The sequence below is a fragment of the Streptomyces odontomachicola genome (assembly GCF_039605595.1).
In the GTDB taxonomy this organism is placed as follows: domain Bacteria; phylum Actinomycetota; class Actinomycetes; order Streptomycetales; family Streptomycetaceae; genus Streptomyces.
The window spans coordinates 26,759-43,408 of record NZ_JBCFOK010000014.1; the positions used below are offsets into that span (position 1 = coordinate 26,759).

16 protein-coding genes are annotated in these 16,650 nt (G+C 71.1%); 7 read left to right on the forward strand and 9 right to left on the reverse strand.

Features of this window, described 5'->3' with window-relative positions; translation table 11 throughout:
• Positions 1–4: 4 nt before the first annotated feature.
• From ABEE00_RS24250 to ABEE00_RS24265, 4 genes are all read right to left on the reverse strand, one after another.
• Complete coding sequence (locus ABEE00_RS24250; protein ID WP_345747762.1) at positions 5–898, reverse strand: calcium-binding protein; 894 nt, start codon at positions 896–898, stop codon at positions 5–7.
• A gap of 178 nt (positions 899–1,076) precedes the next feature.
• Positions 1,077–2,498, reverse strand: a complete 1,422-nt coding sequence (locus tag ABEE00_RS24255; protein ID WP_451918663.1) for a S41 family peptidase — start codon at positions 2,496–2,498, stop codon at positions 1,077–1,079.
• A 55-nt stretch (positions 2,499–2,553) separates the two neighbouring features.
• Positions 2,554–2,712, reverse strand: a complete 159-nt coding sequence (locus tag ABEE00_RS24260; protein ID WP_345747764.1) for a hypothetical protein — start codon at positions 2,710–2,712, stop codon at positions 2,554–2,556.
• A gap of 144 nt (positions 2,713–2,856) precedes the next feature.
• A complete protein-coding gene (locus ABEE00_RS24265; protein ID WP_345747765.1) occupies positions 2,857–3,111 on the reverse strand; it encodes a hypothetical protein in 255 nt (84 codons plus the stop codon).
• Positions 3,112–3,892: 781 nt separating this feature from the next.
• Here ABEE00_RS24265 and ABEE00_RS24270 point away from each other — a divergent pair.
• On the forward strand, positions 3,893–5,047 hold the full coding sequence (locus ABEE00_RS24270; RefSeq protein ID WP_345747766.1) for a carboxylate-amine ligase: 1,155 nt from the start codon (positions 3,893–3,895) through the stop codon (positions 5,045–5,047).
• Between the two features lie 242 nt (positions 5,048–5,289).
• Positions 5,290–6,009 (forward strand): VOC family protein, encoded by a 720-nt coding sequence (locus ABEE00_RS24275; protein ID WP_345747767.1) that lies wholly within the window; start codon positions 5,290–5,292, stop codon positions 6,007–6,009.
• Between the two features lie 91 nt (positions 6,010–6,100).
• On the opposite strand, the gene ABEE00_RS24280 is transcribed toward ABEE00_RS24275, so the two are convergent.
• The gene (locus ABEE00_RS24280; RefSeq protein ID WP_345747768.1) at positions 6,101–6,802 is read right to left on the reverse strand and encodes a type 1 glutamine amidotransferase domain-containing protein; all 702 of its coding nucleotides are present in this window, start codon (positions 6,800–6,802) and stop codon (positions 6,101–6,103) included.
• Positions 6,803–7,072: 270 nt separating this feature from the next.
• Here ABEE00_RS24280 and ABEE00_RS24285 point away from each other — a divergent pair, with 270 nt between their 5' ends.
• On the forward strand, positions 7,073–7,939 hold the full coding sequence (locus tag ABEE00_RS24285; RefSeq protein ID WP_345747769.1) for a helix-turn-helix transcriptional regulator: 867 nt from the start codon (positions 7,073–7,075) through the stop codon (positions 7,937–7,939).
• 189 nt (positions 7,940–8,128) lie between these two features.
• Here ABEE00_RS24285 and ABEE00_RS24290 read toward each other — a convergent pair whose 3' ends face one another.
• On the reverse strand, positions 8,129–9,433 hold the full coding sequence (locus ABEE00_RS24290; RefSeq protein WP_345747770.1) for a hypothetical protein: 1,305 nt from the start codon (positions 9,431–9,433) through the stop codon (positions 8,129–8,131).
• Positions 9,434–9,643: 210 nt separating this feature from the next.
• On the opposite strand from ABEE00_RS24290, the gene ABEE00_RS24295 reads away from it, so the two are divergent.
• Positions 9,644–10,063 carry a contact-dependent growth inhibition system immunity protein gene (locus tag ABEE00_RS24295; protein ID WP_345747771.1) on the forward strand — a complete coding sequence of 140 codons (420 nt, stop codon included), beginning with the start codon at positions 9,644–9,646 and terminating at the stop codon, positions 10,061–10,063.
• A 232-nt stretch (positions 10,064–10,295) separates the two neighbouring features.
• On the opposite strand, the gene ABEE00_RS24300 is transcribed toward ABEE00_RS24295, so the two are convergent.
• The 3 genes from ABEE00_RS24300 to ABEE00_RS24310 form a co-directional block, all read right to left on the reverse strand.
• On the reverse strand, positions 10,296–11,213 hold the full coding sequence (locus tag ABEE00_RS24300) for an AraC family transcriptional regulator (protein ID WP_345747772.1): 918 nt from the start codon (positions 11,211–11,213) through the stop codon (positions 10,296–10,298).
• Positions 11,214–11,260: 47 nt separating this feature from the next.
• Positions 11,261–12,259 carry a zinc-binding dehydrogenase gene (locus ABEE00_RS24305; protein ID WP_345747773.1) on the reverse strand — a complete coding sequence of 333 codons (999 nt, stop codon included), beginning with the start codon at positions 12,257–12,259 and terminating at the stop codon, positions 11,261–11,263.
• Positions 12,260–12,617: 358 nt separating this feature from the next.
• The gene (locus ABEE00_RS24310; RefSeq protein WP_345747774.1) at positions 12,618–12,866 is read right to left on the reverse strand and encodes a hypothetical protein; all 249 of its coding nucleotides are present in this window, start codon (positions 12,864–12,866) and stop codon (positions 12,618–12,620) included.
• A gap of 715 nt (positions 12,867–13,581) precedes the next feature.
• Here ABEE00_RS24310 and ABEE00_RS24315 point away from each other — a divergent pair.
• The 3 genes from ABEE00_RS24315 to ABEE00_RS24325 all read left to right on the forward strand — a co-directional run bounded on the left by ABEE00_RS24315 (position 13,582) and on the right by ABEE00_RS24325 (position 16,608).
• Complete coding sequence (locus ABEE00_RS24315) at positions 13,582–14,838, forward strand: DNA/RNA non-specific endonuclease (protein ID WP_345747775.1); 1,257 nt, start codon at positions 13,582–13,584, stop codon at positions 14,836–14,838.
• Between the two features lie 40 nt (positions 14,839–14,878).
• Positions 14,879–15,856 carry a hypothetical protein gene (locus tag ABEE00_RS24320; protein WP_345747776.1) on the forward strand — a complete coding sequence of 326 codons (978 nt, stop codon included), beginning with the start codon at positions 14,879–14,881 and terminating at the stop codon, positions 15,854–15,856.
• A 194-nt stretch (positions 15,857–16,050) separates the two neighbouring features.
• Entirely contained in the window at positions 16,051–16,608 is a 558-nt protein-coding gene (locus ABEE00_RS24325; RefSeq protein ID WP_345747777.1) for a TetR/AcrR family transcriptional regulator, read from the forward strand.
• The last annotated feature ends 42 nt before the right edge of the window (positions 16,609–16,650 follow it).

A 16,650-nucleotide genomic window follows, 5' to 3' on the forward strand; every position in this document is an offset into this window, starting at 1 on the left:
TTCCCTAGTCCTGGTGCAGCTCGTTGCGCCCCGGCCCGCCCGAGAGCTTGTCGGTGCCCGGGCCGCCCCACAGGGCGTCGTCGCCGCTGTTGCCCCACAGGGTGTCGTCACCCGCCTCGCCGTACAGCTTGTCGTTGCCCTTGCCGCCGTAGAGGACGTCGGCCCCGCCACCGCCGCGCAGGACGTCGTGGCCGTCGTCGCCGTGCAGGGTGTTCTCCTCCCCCGTACCGGTCAGGGAGTCGTTCCCGGCCTCGCCGAAGCAGTCCTGGCCGCAGTGCGTGAGGGTGTCGTTCCCCGGGCCGCCGTACGAGCCGAAGCCCCACGGCCCGCCGCCGCCGTCGATCCGGTCGTCGCCGTCGTCCCCGTGGAGCATGGAGGACGCCGAGCCGGTGAGGACGTCGTTGCCCGCGCCCCCGTGGATCCGGGCCCATGCGTCGCTGTCGGGCGCGAGCGTGGCGGAGTCGTTCTTGTCGCCGAGGTCGACGCGGTAGGTGTCGGAGTCGTCGGAGTTCTGCGGGATCAGGACGGCGCAGCGTACGACGGTACGGTCGCCCTGCTCGGGGTACGCGCACTCGTCCCGCCGCGCCGCGTCCGCGCTGATCGCGATGTCGTAGCGGTCGCGGAAGGTGAGGACGTAGTACGACTCGAACTCGCCGCGCTGCTCGATCTTCTCGTCGACCCGCAGTCTGTTCTCCTGGCCGGGGGCGGCCTTGTACGACAGCTCCTCACCGCTCTCGTGGACGAGGTCGGCCGGGTTGGCCGGGTTGGCCGGGGTGGCCTGAGTGGCTGGGATGGCTGGGATGGCTGGGGTGGCCTGCGCGGCGGGTGCGGTGAGCGCGGTCGCGCCGAGGGCGAGGGTGAGGGCGGCGGTGGCGGTGAGGGTGCGGTGGGTACGCATGCGGGGCCTTTCGGGGTGTGAGTGCGCCGTGGTGCTCGCGGTCGTCCCGTTAGACCTGGGGGTGGAGAGCGGAGTTGTGTCCTTGGGCGTGAACAGGGGTGGTCCAGTTGGCGACTGGGGCGTGGACGGTTCCGCCAGCGCACACCTGCCCTCTCCCTCCCCTGGTGAGGACGAGCGCCTACCGGCCCTGGTCTTGGTCCTGGTCCTGGTCCTGGTTCTGGTCCTGGTCCTGGTTCTGGTCCTGGTCCTGGTTCTGGTCCTGCTCCCGCTCCCGCAGGGCCGCCAACGCCCGCGTATAGGCCGAGTCCTGGGCCTGCTCCCTCATCTCCCGGAGGAAGTTGCCCGTGCGGATGTCCGGCGGGATGCCCTGGCCGTCGAAGGTCGTGCCTGACGGGGTGAGGTACTCCTCGTTCGGGAGGCCGAAGGTCCAGCCGTTCGGGAGGGCGCGTTCCAGGACGTCGGAGAAGACGCCCTGGGTGTTCTGGCCGACGCGGAGGGTCCTGCCCGGGCGCTGCATGAGGGCTTGGGTCAGGGTCTCGCCCGCGCTGTACGTCTCGCCGCCGGTGAGCACGGCCACGGGCCCGGTGAACCGGAAGCGGTCGGGCGCGGGCCGTACGGGTATCGGCTGCGGGCGCGTGAAGTCCCCCTGCGCGCCGGGCACATGGCGATCCTCGCGCGCCCGCTTGGCGTAGGCGAAGTAGCGCTGGTCGGTGAGGCGTTCGGCTACCTGGAGCGCCAGTGCGTCCGAGCCGCCGCCGTTGATCCGCAGGTCCAGGACCAGGCGTCGCAGCCCTGGCCTGATGACCTCGCTCAACGTCCGGTCCAGCACGGCACGGTTACGTACGTAGGCCCCGGTGGTGCGGTCGTACCCTCCGAAGCCGGAGATGCGCAGGTAACCGGTGCCGCCCGGGAGTTGGGCATAACCGATGCGGCCGTTGGCGAAATTGGGGAGGCGGGCGCCGCCGAGGTCCTGGCGTACGACGTAATGCTGGGCTTGCTGGTCGAGTTCCGGAGAGGGCACCGCGGTACCGGGGCGTCCCTGCGCGAAGGCCCCCGTGTCACCTGCGTCGATGTGAACGTGCGCGTCGTACAGGGGCCGCACCATCTCACGCAGGAGAGCGAAGAGTTCGGCGTCCGGCATGCCGTCGTACACCTTGGGCCGGTACCGGTCCCTGACCTCCTGCCAGTCGACGTGCTTGGCGGCGAAGAAGGGGTAGTTGTCCTGGAAGGTCTGCCAGAAGACGTCGAAGGTCGCGCGTGCTCCCTTCGGCGCGGGCTCCACACATCGTGCGGGGAGGGCCGGCAGCCGCCGCAGCTTGCGGTCGCCGGTCGAACCGTCGAAGTGCAGCGTCGCTTCAGCCCCTCCCCGCGCGGGGCGTATCCGGTAGACGGTCGCGTCATCACCGCTGTAGACGGCCGGGCCGTCGCCGCCGTGACCGGTGCGCCGCGCGGTCTCGCCGCGCAAGCAACTCACGGCCGTCGTCTGGTACTCCTGCAGCCGCCCGCCGCGAATGGCCAGCACGGTGCCGTAACCGTCACTCCGCCATACACCGTCCGCACGGCCGGCGTCCTTGCGCGCCGGGACCGCGGCCACCGTCACACCTGCGGCGGCCACGGCAAGCGCAACTGCGATGGCGGTACTGCTTCTTCGCGTTCTACGCGTCCAGCTCCAGCTCCTGCTCCCCGTACGCACGCTCCGTACCCTCCCCTTCGGCCTGCCGATTCCCGCCCTTCATGATCCGCAGGCGGGGCCGACGCCGGTATCCGGCTGCCTGGCCGGGCGGTACGGGGGAAAGCCCCACCTGGATGGTCACTGCCGCGTGGCGCAGGCGAGGAGGAAGCCACCGCAAGCACGCTGAACGCCGAACGGCCCCGCCGCTGTCCGCGAGGGCAGCGACGGGGCCGCGCTACCCCGCCCGGTCCCAGAAGCTGCGGACCTCGCCGATACGGCCCGTCGCCTACTCCCCCGCGGCGGGCTCCTCCCCAGCCGGAGCCTCCTTCCCGAGAACTGCACCATGGACCAAGGAGTTCAGGCCGAACTGTCCGAGGAATTGACAGGTGTCAACCATGTACTTGTACTCCGAATTCGGCTCCTTCACCTGGCAGTTGCCGCCCCCGCCCTGGGGCTGGTCGTCGGCGACCGCCGGCCCGGTGCCGCCGATGACGGCGACCGCGACGAGGGCGCTGGCAGCGGCTGCGATACGGATGCGCATGGAGTCCTCCAAGGAGCTCTGTCCGATGGTCCGACCGCACGCTTCCCCTGCGCACAGCGGTGATGCCGTCATCCGTCCAGGCTCACCCCAACGAGGGCGACCGAGCTCGGCGACGGCCCGGGCCTCTCCCCTCCGGCACCGCAGCCGTGAGTCGTGGAGATCTCGGTGTGGTTCGTCGGGCTGGTCGGTGCGCTTGTGATTGCTGTCCGGGCCCACCGCAAGAAGGCGTCTCAGACCTGAGCGACATCGCGCCCGCGGGCCGACCCCGCCTGCGGCGCAGGGCTCTGGGTGTCCGCCTCGCCCGGGCCTCGCGCAGCCGCCTCGTACGCGTACGAGGCGTGGGCACGGTCAGCGCTGCCAAGCAGCTCACGATCAAGGCGATGCCCGCCCGGCCCAGGACGGGGAGGTACTCGCCGACGATCACGACCGCGAGGACCTCCGCTACTGCCGGCTCCAGGGGGAGAGCGTGGTCCCGTGCTGGCGGGGACGTGGGTCAGGCCCCAGCCGAAGACCAAGTAGCCCAGGAACATGGGCATCAGCGCCATATACGTACCCACGGCCGCGTTCGGCCAGGAAGCGAGCAGCGGGGCTCCCGTGGTCGGCAGTACGGGAAGCAGGAGGAGGCCGCCCAGGCCGAAGACCGTTCAACGAACGCGACCCAGCGCCTCGACTCCACCCCGCCGTGCAGTACGCGGACGCCCCTGCCCGCGTGCCGGTGCGCAGGCGGGCCGGCACGCACATCCCCCGCGCCCCGCCCTCCCTGCGTGACAAGCTCGTTCCTGTGGTTGGTGACTCCGAGGACATGGACGCAGAGCCGCCGAAGGGCCTGACGGTGGGGGTGGAGGAGGAGTATCTGCTGGTCGACCCGTTGACGCGGCACGTGGAGCCGCAGGCGCAGAAGGTGATCCAGGCATGCTCCGGAAGCCTCGGTGTGCGCGTCGGTACGGAGTTGACGCAGTACCAGGTCGAGGCGCGCACCGACCCGCACACCTCCCTCGGAGACCTGCACGAACAGATCCGCTCCATGCGCGCCACCGTCGCGCGGGCCGCATCCCGGCAGGGCCTGCGCATCATCTCCAGCGGCTCCCCCGTACTCGGCCAGGCGGCGCCCCCGCCCATCTCGGAGGGGCCGCGCTACGCCCAGAGCGTCGCGACCTTCCGCGCGCTCGACGACGAGCAGACCGTCTGCGCCTCCCACATCCACATCGGCATTCCCGACCGGGAACGGGCGCTCCAGGTCAGCAACCATCTGCGCTGCTGGATCCCGGCCCTCATCGCGCTCTCGGCCAACTCCCCCTACTGGCAGGCCGCCGACACCGGCTACGCGAGCTGGCGCACGATGACCCTGGCCCGCTGGCCGACGGCCGGACCACCGCCCTACTTCGAGTCCGCGCAGCACTACGAGGACCTCGTCGGCCACCTCCTCGACACCGGCGCCCTCATGGACCGTGGCGGCCTGTACTGGGACATCAGACCCTCCACGCACGTTCCCACCCTGGAGGTACGTGCCGCCGACGCGGCCACCACTCCCGAGGACACCCTCCTGCTCGCCGCGATCGTCAGGGCAATGACCGCCACCGCACTCGCCGCGGTCGAGGCGGGAGAGCCGGCCCCGCGCCCACGACCGGAGCTCCTGCGCGCGGCCTGCTGGCGAGCCGCGCGCGACGGCCTGTCAGGCCAGAGCGTCGACCTCCCCACAAGCCGACTGACCCCCGCCCACCACCACTTGGAACAGCTCCTTACGTGGATCCGCCCAGCCCTCCAACGCCACGGCGACCTGGACCTGGTGCGTGCGGCTTGGTCTCGGCTCCGCGCGCAGGGCGACGGCGCCACCCGCCAACGCGCCGCCCACCGGCAACGCGCCCACGTGCCCGACGTGGTGGACCACCTCATCACCGCCGCCGTCCCCGGCCGTACGCAGACGCCCCCACCCTGATCGTCTTGCTGCCGCCACAGACGGTGCGGCGCTCGGCTGCGTCACTTGGGACTCCGGTCCCGGCAGCACGGGGCAGGTATGGCCGTGAGGGGCGCGGAGGGCTCCGATGAGTTTCGGGGCCGGCGTGTGTCATCAGCGCCAGGGAACCGCACCGCTGCGTGAAGGAGGTCGAGAATGGGCGGAGTTCGCCGAGTACGAGGCTCGGTGACCGGTAACGCATGGGGCCGAGGGAGGGTGGCGCGATGACCAGTCGGCTGCTCACCATCTCCTTCGACGCGTACGAACCGGAGCGCCTGGCCCGCTTCTGGTCCGGGCTCCTGGGCCTGGAGCAAGCCAAGATCGAGGAATCCTCCGACGGACTCACCGTGCCGTCCGGGAACGCCGCCGGCTACCGCCTCGGCTTCCGTACCACTCACGCCCGCCAAGTCGCCCAGAACCGACGGCACTTCGACCTCACCAGCTCCTCCCCCGAGGACCAGCGCGAGACCGTGACCAGGGCGCTCGACCTCGGCGCGCGGCACGCCGACGTCGGCCAGGGGCCGGACGCCTCCCACGTGGTGCTCGCGGACCCCGAGGGGAACGAGTTCTGCGTCCTGGAGCCGGGTAACCGCTTCCTCGCCGGCTGCGGCCTCATCGGAGCGCTGGCCTGCGACGGTTCGCAGGCCGTGGGCTACTTCTGGAGCCGCGTGCTGGACTGGCCACTGGTCTGGGACCAGCAGGAGGAGACCGCCATCCAGTCCCCCAACGGCGGCACGAAGATCACCTGGGGCGGTCCCCCACTGATGCCCGACCCCGGCAAGGACCTCCACTTCGACCTCGTACCGCACGGCGATCCACAGACGGAACTCGAGCGCCTGCTGTCCCTCGGCGCGAGGGATCTCGGCCCCGCCCACGGCGCAGAGAACGCGGTATTGCTGACCGACCCCGACGGCAACACGTTCCGCCTGCTAATGCACCGGTGAGGCCGGACTCCAAGCGAGCCGCGGTCGGCAGACGCAACGCTCACACGGCTGCGTGCCGGGGCGGACGTGCGCTATGTGACCATCGACGATGTCAGGCTGCTGCTGCCAGGGCGGCGTTGACGGCTGCGGCCATGGGGGCGCTGGAGGCCGGGTTCTGGCCGGTGATGAGGTTGCCGTCCTGAACGGTGAAGGGCTGGTAGGGGGCGCCCTGTTCGTGCCGCGCGCCCTGCTCGCGCAGCCGGCCGGCCAGGAGCCAGGGAGCGTTCTCGGCGGTGCCGAACATCTCCTCCTCCTCGTCCGTGAACGCGGCCATCCTGCGGCCGGCGAAGATCCATTCGCCCTCTTCGTCGACGGCGCTCAGCAGGGCGGCCGGGCCGTGGCACACGGCACCGACGATCTTCCCCTCCCGGTCGGCGCGGACCAGGAGCCGGCCGAGGTCGCCGTCCTGGTAGAGATCGACGACGGGCCCGTGGCCCCCGGGCAGCACGACGGCGTCGTAGGCGTCGATGGAGACCTCGTTCAGCTTCAGCAGCGGCCCGAAGTCGCTCAACGCCTTCTCGGCGTGGGCCACATGGCGGGCGCAGTCCTCACCGGCGATCCCGGGGTCGGCGCTGTGCTGGTCCAGCGGCTGGAGCACCCCGCCGGGTGAGGCGAAGTCGACGGTGTGGCCTGCGCGTACGAACGCCTCGTGCGGGGCGGCCAGTTCCTCGGCCCAGTAGCCGGTGGGGTACGGGGATCCGTCGGTGCGCTCCCAGACGTCGGCTGCGGACATGACGATCAGAATGCGGCTCATGGGGTCTTCCTCGCTTCTCGCTGTCGGTTGTTGCTGGCGGACGCTTCACGGCCGGGTCCGCCGGATCCACCGGATCCGAGGGGTCCAGCTCCCGAATCGCCCTGGCTCGGCCCGGATCGGCCCGACCCGGCTCGCACTCCACGGTCGCCTCCCACCACCCGCCGACAGCCGCCATCAGCGGCCCTGAGCGACCTGGTTCCGGGCAACCTAGGACTGCCAGTCCTAGGCAGGACGGGCCCGTACGCAGCGGTGGGTCGGCACACTGGGTCCATGACCTCCCGCAACCGTGAGCTGGCCGACTTCCTCAGACAGGCCCGCGCCCAGTGCGACCCGGCACGCGCGGGGCTGCCGCCCGATGGCCGCGTACGCCGGGTACCGGGACTGCGGCGCGAGGAGGTGGCACGGCTGGCGGGCGTCTCGGCCGACTACTACGCCCGCCTCGAACAGGGCCGCCGCATCCTCCCCTCCCCCGCGGTCATCGAGGCGCTCGCCCAGGCCCTGGAGCTCGACGCCGCAGGTCACGCACACCTCGAAGACCTCATCGGCACAGCCGTCGCTCCCGCGAAGGGCCGTACGCCCACCGTGCAGCGGCTGCGCTCCGGCCTCCACCAGATGCTGGATTCGCTGGAGGGCACACCGGCGCTGGTGCTGGGCCGCCGTACCGACGTCCTGGGCTCGAACCGCATGGCCAGAGCGCTGTTCACCGACTTCGAGTCCCTGCCGCCGTGCGAGCGCAACTACGCGCGCTGGCTGTTTCTCGACCCGGGCGCACGGACGCTGTTCGTGGACTGGGAGGTCCAGGCCCGTGCGGCGGTGGAGAACCTGCGCCTCGACGTCGGCCGCGTGCCCGGCGACCGGGCCACCCAGGAACTCATCACCGAATTGCGGGAACGCAGCGAGGAGTTCGACCGCTGGTGGCGGCAACACCGAGTCCACCAGCGCACACACGGCTCCAAGCGCCTGCTGCACCCCTTGGTGGGCGAACTCACCGTGGACTACGAAACCCTCACCCTGCCCGGCGACACCGAGACCACCTTGTTCCTCTACACAACAGAGGCGGCAACCTCGTCCCGCGAGGCCCTGGACCTCCTCGCTTCCTGGACGCTGGCGCCGCCGGGGGTACGCGGGGTTTCGTGAACGGGGGGTGGCCGCGCGACAGTTGTGCTGCAGTCGGCCAGCACGGGCATGTCTACGAACCGTGTCGCACAACCTGCCTGCGTGGCGCATCCCCTTCCCCCCGAGCCGCCGGTACGCGGAGCACGGCGTTGCTCGGCGGCCTGTTGCTCGCCAGTTCCCTCACCTCACATCGCGGCCACTGCCTGCCACTCACAGTCCGTACACGAGAGACAAGGGGTCGACCCAGTGCCAGGCGGTGGGCTGCCACTGCTTCTTCAGCGCAGTCCGCTCGGTGCGGTAGGCGCGCAGCGCTGTCTCCACCGCCCCGGAGAGGTCATCGAGGCGCTCGGGCACCGGCACGCGCAGGATCAGGTTCTGCTTACCGTGGACGAGGAGCAGTTCGCCCCTCGGCGAACAGGTCGCGAGCGTGAAGTGGATCAGCGGCTTGAACGCCTTCTCGCTCGTGTCGAGCTTCACCTGCAGCCGGCCATCGGCGTCCCAGGCGTACAGGCCATAGCGGTTGAGGTGGAACGCGTGGCCGCGGAACGGGTCCGCGGCCACGGTCAGGCACATGCCGGTGAACGGGCTCTCCCAGTAGGGATCCAGTCCCTCGAGACGTCCGGTGATCTTCCCGGTGTCGTCGAGGACGGCGAAGCCGAAGCCCAGTCCCCGGCTGCCGCCGCGCAAGGTTCGGGAGAAGACGGGAACGATGAGGCGGTCCTCGGCCAACGGAACGGGACGGCCGAGCATGGACTTGTGCCACAGCGGACCTGGGGCGCCGGGCGACGTGTCGAGGAGTTCCCCCAGCGACGGCCGCGGCCGGTGGTCCCTCCCCACCGGCGCTCCCTGGTAGGTCACGTGCGGGCGCAGGTCGACGTCGGTGTGGCGCTCCGGGGCGGCTTCGAGTGAGGCGATCGCTTCGAGGTTCGGCTTGTGCTCGGCGCTGAGGGGGCCGTCAGCGAGGGAGACGATGTTGTCGATACTGCCGCCGTAGCGGTGCACGCCGTACTCGGTGCTCACACACAGCAGCCGCCCCTCCGGGGTGACGCCGACCGACGTCGCGAACGGATCACCCGGATCGGTCCCCTCGAACGGCTGCCGGGCGGGCATGGCGTAACGGACGAGAATACGGGACAGGTCCGGGGCGAGGAGCGTGGTGCAGTCGGGGTTCCCGCTGACGGCAAGGACGCCGTCCGGGAGCACGGACAGGGTCAGGCTGTGCTCCCCGGCTATCGACGGATCCCGGCTGGTCGGCCAGGAGTCGCAGTAGGCCGTCGCCTGCGGCTGCCCCTCCAGCGTGTAGCGGGTCAGGAGCCGGTAGCCGAAATTCTCCGCATCCCTGTCGTAGCGGCGGCGGTTGCGGTAGCGGCGCATCTCATACAGAGCGTAGATCTCCCCGCTCGGCGCGGCGGCGACGTCATGCGTGGTGAACATCCAGCCGTCGGTGGCGGCGGGGTCGATGTCGTGGCGGTCGACAAGCGCAGCGGGGATCGGCAGTACCAGGGTGCTCAGCATGCTGCACATTGTCGCGGTGACCACTGACATGGCCCCGGTCCCGTGTTCATACCCGGTCCGCCCTGGGCGCCCATTGCAGCGCCGGCCACTGCACGGACCGACCCTTCTGCTGGGCCGGTCGCCGATCTCCCGCTCGCCGCTCCCTCACCTGACCCTGTTTCCGTACGAGCCGACCGTCGCTCGGCGATACGACAGGCCGAGAATGCCCCCATGGACCGCTTGCTGCATCTGTCGCACACGCTCAACGAGTTGGATCCGCCCCGCTGGCCGGACCCCGGCGACGAGACGACTCACCTCGTGCGCAGGGTGCATCAGTTGCGCCGCGTCCCACTTGGCGAGCTCCGGCCCGCCGACCTGCACATGCTCATCACCCAGCAGGTGGGGCTGCCGTTCGTGCTGCCCCTCGCGATCCGCCTGCTGACCCGGGAACCGCTTGTGGACGCGCGCTTCTACGAAGGCGACCTGCTGCTCGCCGCCGTCACCGCCCCCGCTGCGGCCTGGAACATGCTGCCGGATGCCGCAGAACAGCTCCGCACCGTCATCACGTCGGCGGTGCCGCAGGCAGCGGTCGCCGAGCTGCCGCGAGGGGCCGCAGAACAGCTCACCCACTTCGTGGACTCGCGCCCCTGATGAGAACCCAGTTCGCGGATACGCGCGTCGGGTTGGTGGTTCAAGCCCACCTTCGCACCGTGATCGCCCGCTCAGACGTCCTGGTACGCATCATCGCGGAGGTCTTGCAACTCGCCTCCGAGCGCCGGTTCCCGCTCCGTCGTGGGAAGCCGACTGGAGCTGCCTCGCACTCGCGCGGGACCATGCCCCGACCGCCCTCGTGCTCAAGCGTCGCCCAGGACCCCGCCCGCGCTTACCCGCGAATTCGGGCCCTGTACTCCCCCGGCGGCACACCCCGAGCCCGCCGGAAGGCCCGGTTGAAGGTGTGCGGCGAGGCGTAGCCCACCGCGGCGCCGATCGACTCGACCGGCTCGTCGGTGTCGCGGAGGCGGACGGACGCCAGGTCCATGCGCCACTGCGTCACGTACGCGCCGGGCGTCTGGCCGAGCGCGGTGCTGAAGTGCCGGGACAGCGTCGTACGGGAGACCGCCGTCGCGGCCGCCAGGGACTCGGTGGTCCAGGGGTGTTCTGGCCGGGCGTGGACGCATGCGAGGGCGTCGCGTACGACCGGATCGCGCATCGCGCCCAGCCATGAGCCGGGCTGCTCCTGCGGGTTGCGGGCCAGCCAGACACGTACGAACTGGATCAGCAGCAGGTCGACGATGCTGTTGACCGCGGCGGTCGTGCCGATCTGCGGCTGCGCGAGTTCCGCCGTGAGGAGCTCGACGGTCTTTCTGAGCTGCGTGTTCTCCCGGCTCGTGGCGTGCATCGGCCGGCAGAGGGAGGTGAGCACCGGCGTGCTCACCTCCGGGTCCTGCTCGTAACGCAGGACGAGCACCTCCGTCTCCGCCGGCGCCGAACCCAGGTGCAGGGGGCTGCCGTCGGAGAGGGCCTGGTCCGTCGCCTCCCGGTCACAGGGACTCAACGTCGTACGGGGCCCGGCGGCGAGCCCGTGGGCGGTGCCCGGCGGCAACAGCACGGCGTCTCCCGCCCGCACCTCCAGGGGTTTCTCACCCGGGACCTGGAGCCACATCGTGCCCCGGGACACCACGTGCAGCGCCGCTCCCGGGGAGGAGTCCAGCCACAGGCCCCAGGTTCCTCCGGCCTTCAGGACGACCCCGAGAGCCCCTCGCGCCCCCGATACGCGCAGGGCTTCCGCGAGTACGTCCACCGTTCCCCTCTCGCCCCTCTCACCCCTCGCCCTCTCGTCCACGGGCGTCAGACCACGTCGAGAACGATCTTTCCATGCACCTTCCGCGCGAACAGCGCCCGTACGGCGTCGGCCACGTCCCGCCAGTCGCCCCGCAGTCCGACCGGCACCGAGAGTCTGCCGGCGGCCACGAGGCCCAGCAGGTCCGTCAGCTCGCCACTGGTCGGCGTCATGTCGCCGTACGTGGCGATGCTGCGGGGTTCACCGAAGCCGAACAGGGTCCCCGACGGGAACGTGGTGTCCTGCCCCGAGGAGTAGCCGACCACGTGGATGGTGCCGCCCTCGGCGAGGCGATTCCACGCCTGGGCCACCAGCGGCCCGCCGACCGTGTCCAGGACGAGGTCGAACCGGCCCTCGGTCCCGACCGGGTTGGTCGGACCGGCCGGATTGGTCGGACCGGCCGGATTGGTCGGGCCGGTCAGGTCGCTCGGGTCCGCCAGTTCGGCGAGTTCCGCCATGTCGGTCAGGACCCTGTCGGCCCCGAGCTCGCGGAGCCCGGCGGCCCGGTCCGGCGAACCCACGAGTGCCGTCACCCGCGCGCCCGCCAGCGCCGCCAACTGGACGGCGAAGTGCCCCACTCCCCCGCTCGCGCCGGTGATCAGTACGTCGCGCGCCAGCAGCGAACGCTTGCGCAGCACCCGCAGCGCGGTCACTCCGGCGATCCCCAGCGCGGCGCCGTCGGCCAGGTCCACGTCCTCGGGGACGATGCCGAGCGAGGCGGTGCTGACCGCCACCCGCTCCGCCCACGCGTGGGCCGACATGCCCAGCGCGACGCGCGTACCTTCGGGCGGCCCCGAGCCGTCGGACGCGGCACGCACCACGACGCCGGCCGCGTCGTGACCGTGCACGGCGCCGGCCGGCCACTGGTGCACGTAGTTCAGCTCTCCGAAGTTGAGACCGATGTGCCGTATCTCGACCAGCGCCTCGTCGCTGGACGGTACGGGCTCATCGACATCGGCGAACCGGACGGGCCCGGCCTCACCGTGATCGACCACAAGGGCGCGCATGGGTGTGTTTCCTTCTCTCGCTTCTCGCGTGGGAGCGCCTGAACACTCGGCGCGGCAACGGTCGGTGGCCACGAAGGGCGCACTGCCGCCTCCCTGAAACCCTTGCGCAGGCCCAGCGCGGCAACCAGTCCCGCAAGAACCGATCAGTTGACGATCTGTATCGGTGCGGCACGCGCCCAGCGTCGAACCCGGCAAGCACCATCGCCGCCACCGGGTAAGCCGTCACCGGCCAGGCCGTCACCGCACAACACGAAGGCGGCCCCTCCGACCCCCGCGCAGGGGGTGGAGGAGCCGCCTCGGTCCGTCACGCGGACGGAAGCTCCGGTGCGGGCGCGATCAGAGCTGCCCCGCCTCGGGCTCAGACCTGGTAGAAGACCAGCATGCTGGTGTTGCCCGGGTCCTGGGGCATGCGCTCGCAGTGGGTGACCTTGACGTGGTGCCCCGCGGCCTGGTCCGCAGCCTTCTGGGTCTCCTTGGTGAAGCAGTCCGTCGAGGCGTTGCCCTGCGTCTCAAACGAGCGCTCGGCGGCCTGGGCGGCGCCGATGCCGAGGCCGGAGAGGGCCAGGACGCTGACGGCGGCGACTGCTGTGCGCTGGAACTTGCGCATGTTTTCCCCTTTGCGTATGTACGTGGTCCATGCGCGCTTGTGCGGCGCGCAGGCCCGCTGCTCGCGGAGCGCGGCTGGTCGAACCGGCCCCGTGGCCGACCGGAATCGCATCCGGCCGTGACAAAGCGTCACGTTGCGCTTCGCGTTTCTCGCGGGCACCCAGAGTCGATCATGCGAACGAACAGAATTCCAAGCGCTCACACTCCCTGTTACAGGACTACGACAGACGAGTCGAAGCCGCGCCGGGGCCGATCACACGCGCCCCGCCGGGCCGCCTCTGCTCGGACGGGCGCGTCAGAACAGCACTCAACGGGTCATTTTTCCATCCAGCCAGAAGCTATCGGGAGCATGGCGAAAAGGGTCTCCAACTCCCCCTTGGAATCTGCCCATTCCACGTAAAAACCCTGCACAGTGGCATGTTCACCACGCAACGAACCACGCTCACGCCGGCCCCGTAGCAAGACGAACGCCCTCCGAAGAGCCGGCTTTCACGGCGATATCTGGCCAACCCTAGGCAGCCACCCCATCTCGTAACTCTTGTCGCGTGCATGACCGGTGCATAGCGTGACCCCACCGTCAGACCGGACGCAGCGGGGGCACGCGTCTTTCTGCAACCCTCCGCGCCCATGGCCACAACCGGAAGGTTGGGAAAACCGTGCAGCGAAGAAGAGGGTTAGGAAGAAGTGGGTCAACCCGGGGTCGTTCCCTTGCCGCGGTGACCGCCGTGGCAGCCGCGCTCGCGATGGCGCTCGGCGGCACCTCGTCGGCGGCCGCGGCGCCGGCGGACCCCGGCAACCGCACCGGCCCCGAATCCGCATCCGACCGCGCCGCCGACACCGACACCGCCCGGAAGGGCGCCGACCGCACCGCCAAGGCCACCATGCGCGAGGTGCCGGTCGAGAAGCTGGTCACCCGCACCCCGGACACCAAGGGCAATCTCAAGGTCCTGCTGGAGAACGGGAAGACCGCTCAGATCCCCGCCTCCGCCAAGGACCGGGTCACCAAGGCCCTGGCCGCAGACGACGGCGTCAGCACCAAGGGAAGGGTCTACGGCAACTGCGGCAGCTCCTACGTCACGCTCCACCAGAAGTCCAACGACTATCCGGTCCGCATGCGCACCGGATTCGATCTGAAGCAGCCGGCCGTCGCCTACACCTGGGTCGCCGCCCTCACCGGCCCCGGCGGCTTCGCCGACGACTACGAGAGCTCCGGCGGCCTGGCCTTCCAGCGAAGCTGGGACGGCGAGTACAACAGCGACGGCGACGAGTCCGAGGGCTGGTACTACGCCGCCGTGGCCCCCGCCGCCTCCAACGCCGTGCTGTGGAACGGCAACGTCTGCACCAGCGGCGGCCCGACCGAACTCGAGTACCTCACCGAGCCCAAGGCCGCCTGCCTGGAGAACGTGCCCTCCGGCACCGAGCCGGCGGGCAGCGGCTGGATCCGCAACACCAGCGTCGGCGTCGACCACCGCAACAAGACCACCACCCCGCAGGACGGCCCCGGCCAGCGCGCCTCCGCGGCAACCGCCTGCCTGACGCGGACCGGCGGCGGAAACGCGGCCCGCGGCGACATCACCGGCTGGCGCGACGCCCAGATCTTCCGGGACGCCAACGCCCCCGGAGCCACCCTGGCCCGCTGCCACCTGATCGCCAACGTCCTCGGCGGCAAGGGCCAGTCCGCCCGCCACCAGCAGACGAACCTCGTACCCTGCTTCCAGGTCGGCATGAACACCGGCCCCGGCAGCATGCGCACCTACGAGACCATCGTCCAGAACGCGGTGGCCAACGACCTGGGCCGCAACGACGCCGTCTCCTACAGCGTGATACCGCTCTACCGGGACAGGACGAGCACCATCCCGTCCTCGGTCATCATGACCGCCACGCTCCAGCGCCACGACGGCAGTTCGCGCTCGCTGTTCTGGTTCCGCATCGTGGGGAACACCGGCCCGGGTAACGTCAACCTCGGAAACTGATCCGGAGCAAGGCGAGCAACGCGTCACGAGGGAGCCGGAGATGGGAACCACCCTGCACCGCACCACCCCGCCTCGGCCGTGCGACGCCGCGGCGGTCGCCCCCGGCCTGGCTCCCCTGGCGCGCACGGCGACCCGGCTGCACCCGCGGCCCGGGTCGCCCACGCCGCACGACAGCTCGATCGGCGGGCCGCTGCTGTGGCCCGCCGACGAGCCCTGGCCCCATTGCGAGGGCCCGCACGAGCCGGATGGCCGCCACATCCCGACGCCCGACGACGTCCGCACGCTGCGCCGTCTGCGCACGGCCGCGGCCACGCGCACGCTCACCCCGCAGGAACAGGACCAGCGCGACCATGCGCGGGCCGGCCGCGCATGGCCCGAGCCGGGCGAGCCGGTGGCGATGCTCCCGGTGACGCAGTTGTACGCCGCCGAGGTCCCCGGCCTGCACCCGCCGCACGGCGCCGACCTGCTGCAGCTCCTGTGGTGCCCCTTCGATCACCCCGGCCGGGCCGAACCCGTCACCCGCCTGCACTGGCGCGCCGCCGACGCGATCGCCAAGCCGCTGCAGGAGGCCGCCCCGCAGCCCCCCGCCGTCCAGTACGAGGGCTACCTCCCTGAACCCTGCCTCCTCGCCCCCGAGCAGGTCACCGAGTACCCCGACCCCATGGAGCTGGAGCCCGGCCTCGCCGCCCGCGTCGAGGACCCCGACACCTGGGACGGCGACGAGCTCGCCTACCTCAACACCCTCTCCTACGCCCCCGGTTCGAAGGTCGGCGGCTGGCCCGCCTGGGGCCTGACCGACCCCGAGCCCGTGCCCTGTCCCGCCTGCGAGGCGCGGATGACCCCGCTCCTCACCATCGCCTCCACCGAGTGGACCGAGGAGTCCGCCTCCTGGGTCCCCCTCGAAGACCGCGGGACATCGCCCACCCCCGCGATGCTTCAGGTGGCCGACGCCGCCACCCTCCAGCTGTACGCCTGCCCCACCGACCCGCACCATCCCCACCAGGCCCGGGTGCAGTAGCCAAAGCCCTCGCGCGAGAAGTCCGCTGTCCCCGGTGCCGTTATCCGGCGGCGCGCTTACTGGGTGTCGAGCAGGGAGCCGCGACCACCATGGTCGCGGCCACAGCCCCGCAGTTCGCCCACTCCGGAGGCCACTGCCTGGCCGCCCCTCCCCGCGCTTGACACTCCCCCAGGTGTGACTGTTCAATCACTCACATGCCACGCAGCTTGTCGACCGCAGAGGCCCGCAGGGGCGCCGTCCTGGAGGCCGGGCTCGAGGTCTTCTCGCACTCCGGTTACCGAGGGACCCCCGTGGCGGCGGTCGCGACCGCCGCCGGCATCTCCCCCGCGTACGTCTTCAGGCTCTTCCCCTCCAAGGCCGACCTGTTCACCGCGACGGTGCACGAGTGCTTCGACCGGATCCTTCAGGCCCTGCGCGACAGCGTGGAAGAGCTGCCCGCCGCCGGACCCGACGAGGTGCTGGCGGCGATGGCGGACGCGTACGCCTCACTGATCGCGGACCGGAAACTCCTCATGCTGCAGGTGCACGCCCTCGCGGCCAGCGACGAGCCGACGATCCGGGACGCACTGCGCCACGAACAGGCGCGGCTCACGGCCTACGTAACGGACCGCTCCGGGGCCCCGCAGCCGCAGGTGCAGAACTTCTTCGCCCGCGGCCAACTGTGCCACCTGGTGGTGGCGTTGGGCATCGACTCCGTGGACGAGCCGTGGTCCGCGAACCTCACTCAGGGACTCGTACACCCGCCCCGCTGAAGCTCGGGGCCCACCAGAACCGGCCACCCCCGCCCCACCATC

Bases quoted from the DNA above. Each gene is read 5' to 3' on its own strand.
- ABEE00_RS24250 (WP_345747762.1), bottom strand. From the start codon at position 898: ATGCGTACCCACCGCACCCTCACCGCCACCGCCGCCCTCACCCTCGCC.
- ABEE00_RS24265 (WP_345747765.1), bottom strand. From the start codon at position 3,111: ATGCGCATCCGTATCGCAGCCGCTGCCAGCGCCCTCGTCGCGGTCGCC.
- ABEE00_RS24275 (WP_345747767.1), top strand. From the start codon at position 5,290: ATGACCAGTCGGCTGCTCACCATCTCCTTCGACGCGTACGAACCGGAG.
- ABEE00_RS24280 (WP_345747768.1), bottom strand. From the start codon at position 6,802: ATGAGCCGCATTCTGATCGTCATGTCCGCAGCCGACGTCTGGGAGCGC.
- ABEE00_RS24285 (WP_345747769.1), top strand. From the start codon at position 7,073: ATGACCTCCCGCAACCGTGAGCTGGCCGACTTCCTCAGACAGGCCCGC.
- ABEE00_RS24290 (WP_345747770.1), bottom strand. From the start codon at position 9,433: ATGCTGAGCACCCTGGTACTGCCGATCCCCGCTGCGCTTGTCGACCGC.
- ABEE00_RS24295 (WP_345747771.1), top strand. From the start codon at position 9,644: ATGGACCGCTTGCTGCATCTGTCGCACACGCTCAACGAGTTGGATCCG.
- ABEE00_RS24305 (WP_345747773.1), bottom strand. From the start codon at position 12,259: ATGCGCGCCCTTGTGGTCGATCACGGTGAGGCCGGGCCCGTCCGGTTC.
- ABEE00_RS24310 (WP_345747774.1), bottom strand. From the start codon at position 12,866: ATGCGCAAGTTCCAGCGCACAGCAGTCGCCGCCGTCAGCGTCCTGGCC.
- ABEE00_RS24320 (WP_345747776.1), top strand. From the start codon at position 14,879: ATGGGAACCACCCTGCACCGCACCACCCCGCCTCGGCCGTGCGACGCC.
- ABEE00_RS24325 (WP_345747777.1), top strand. From the start codon at position 16,051: ATGCCACGCAGCTTGTCGACCGCAGAGGCCCGCAGGGGCGCCGTCCTG.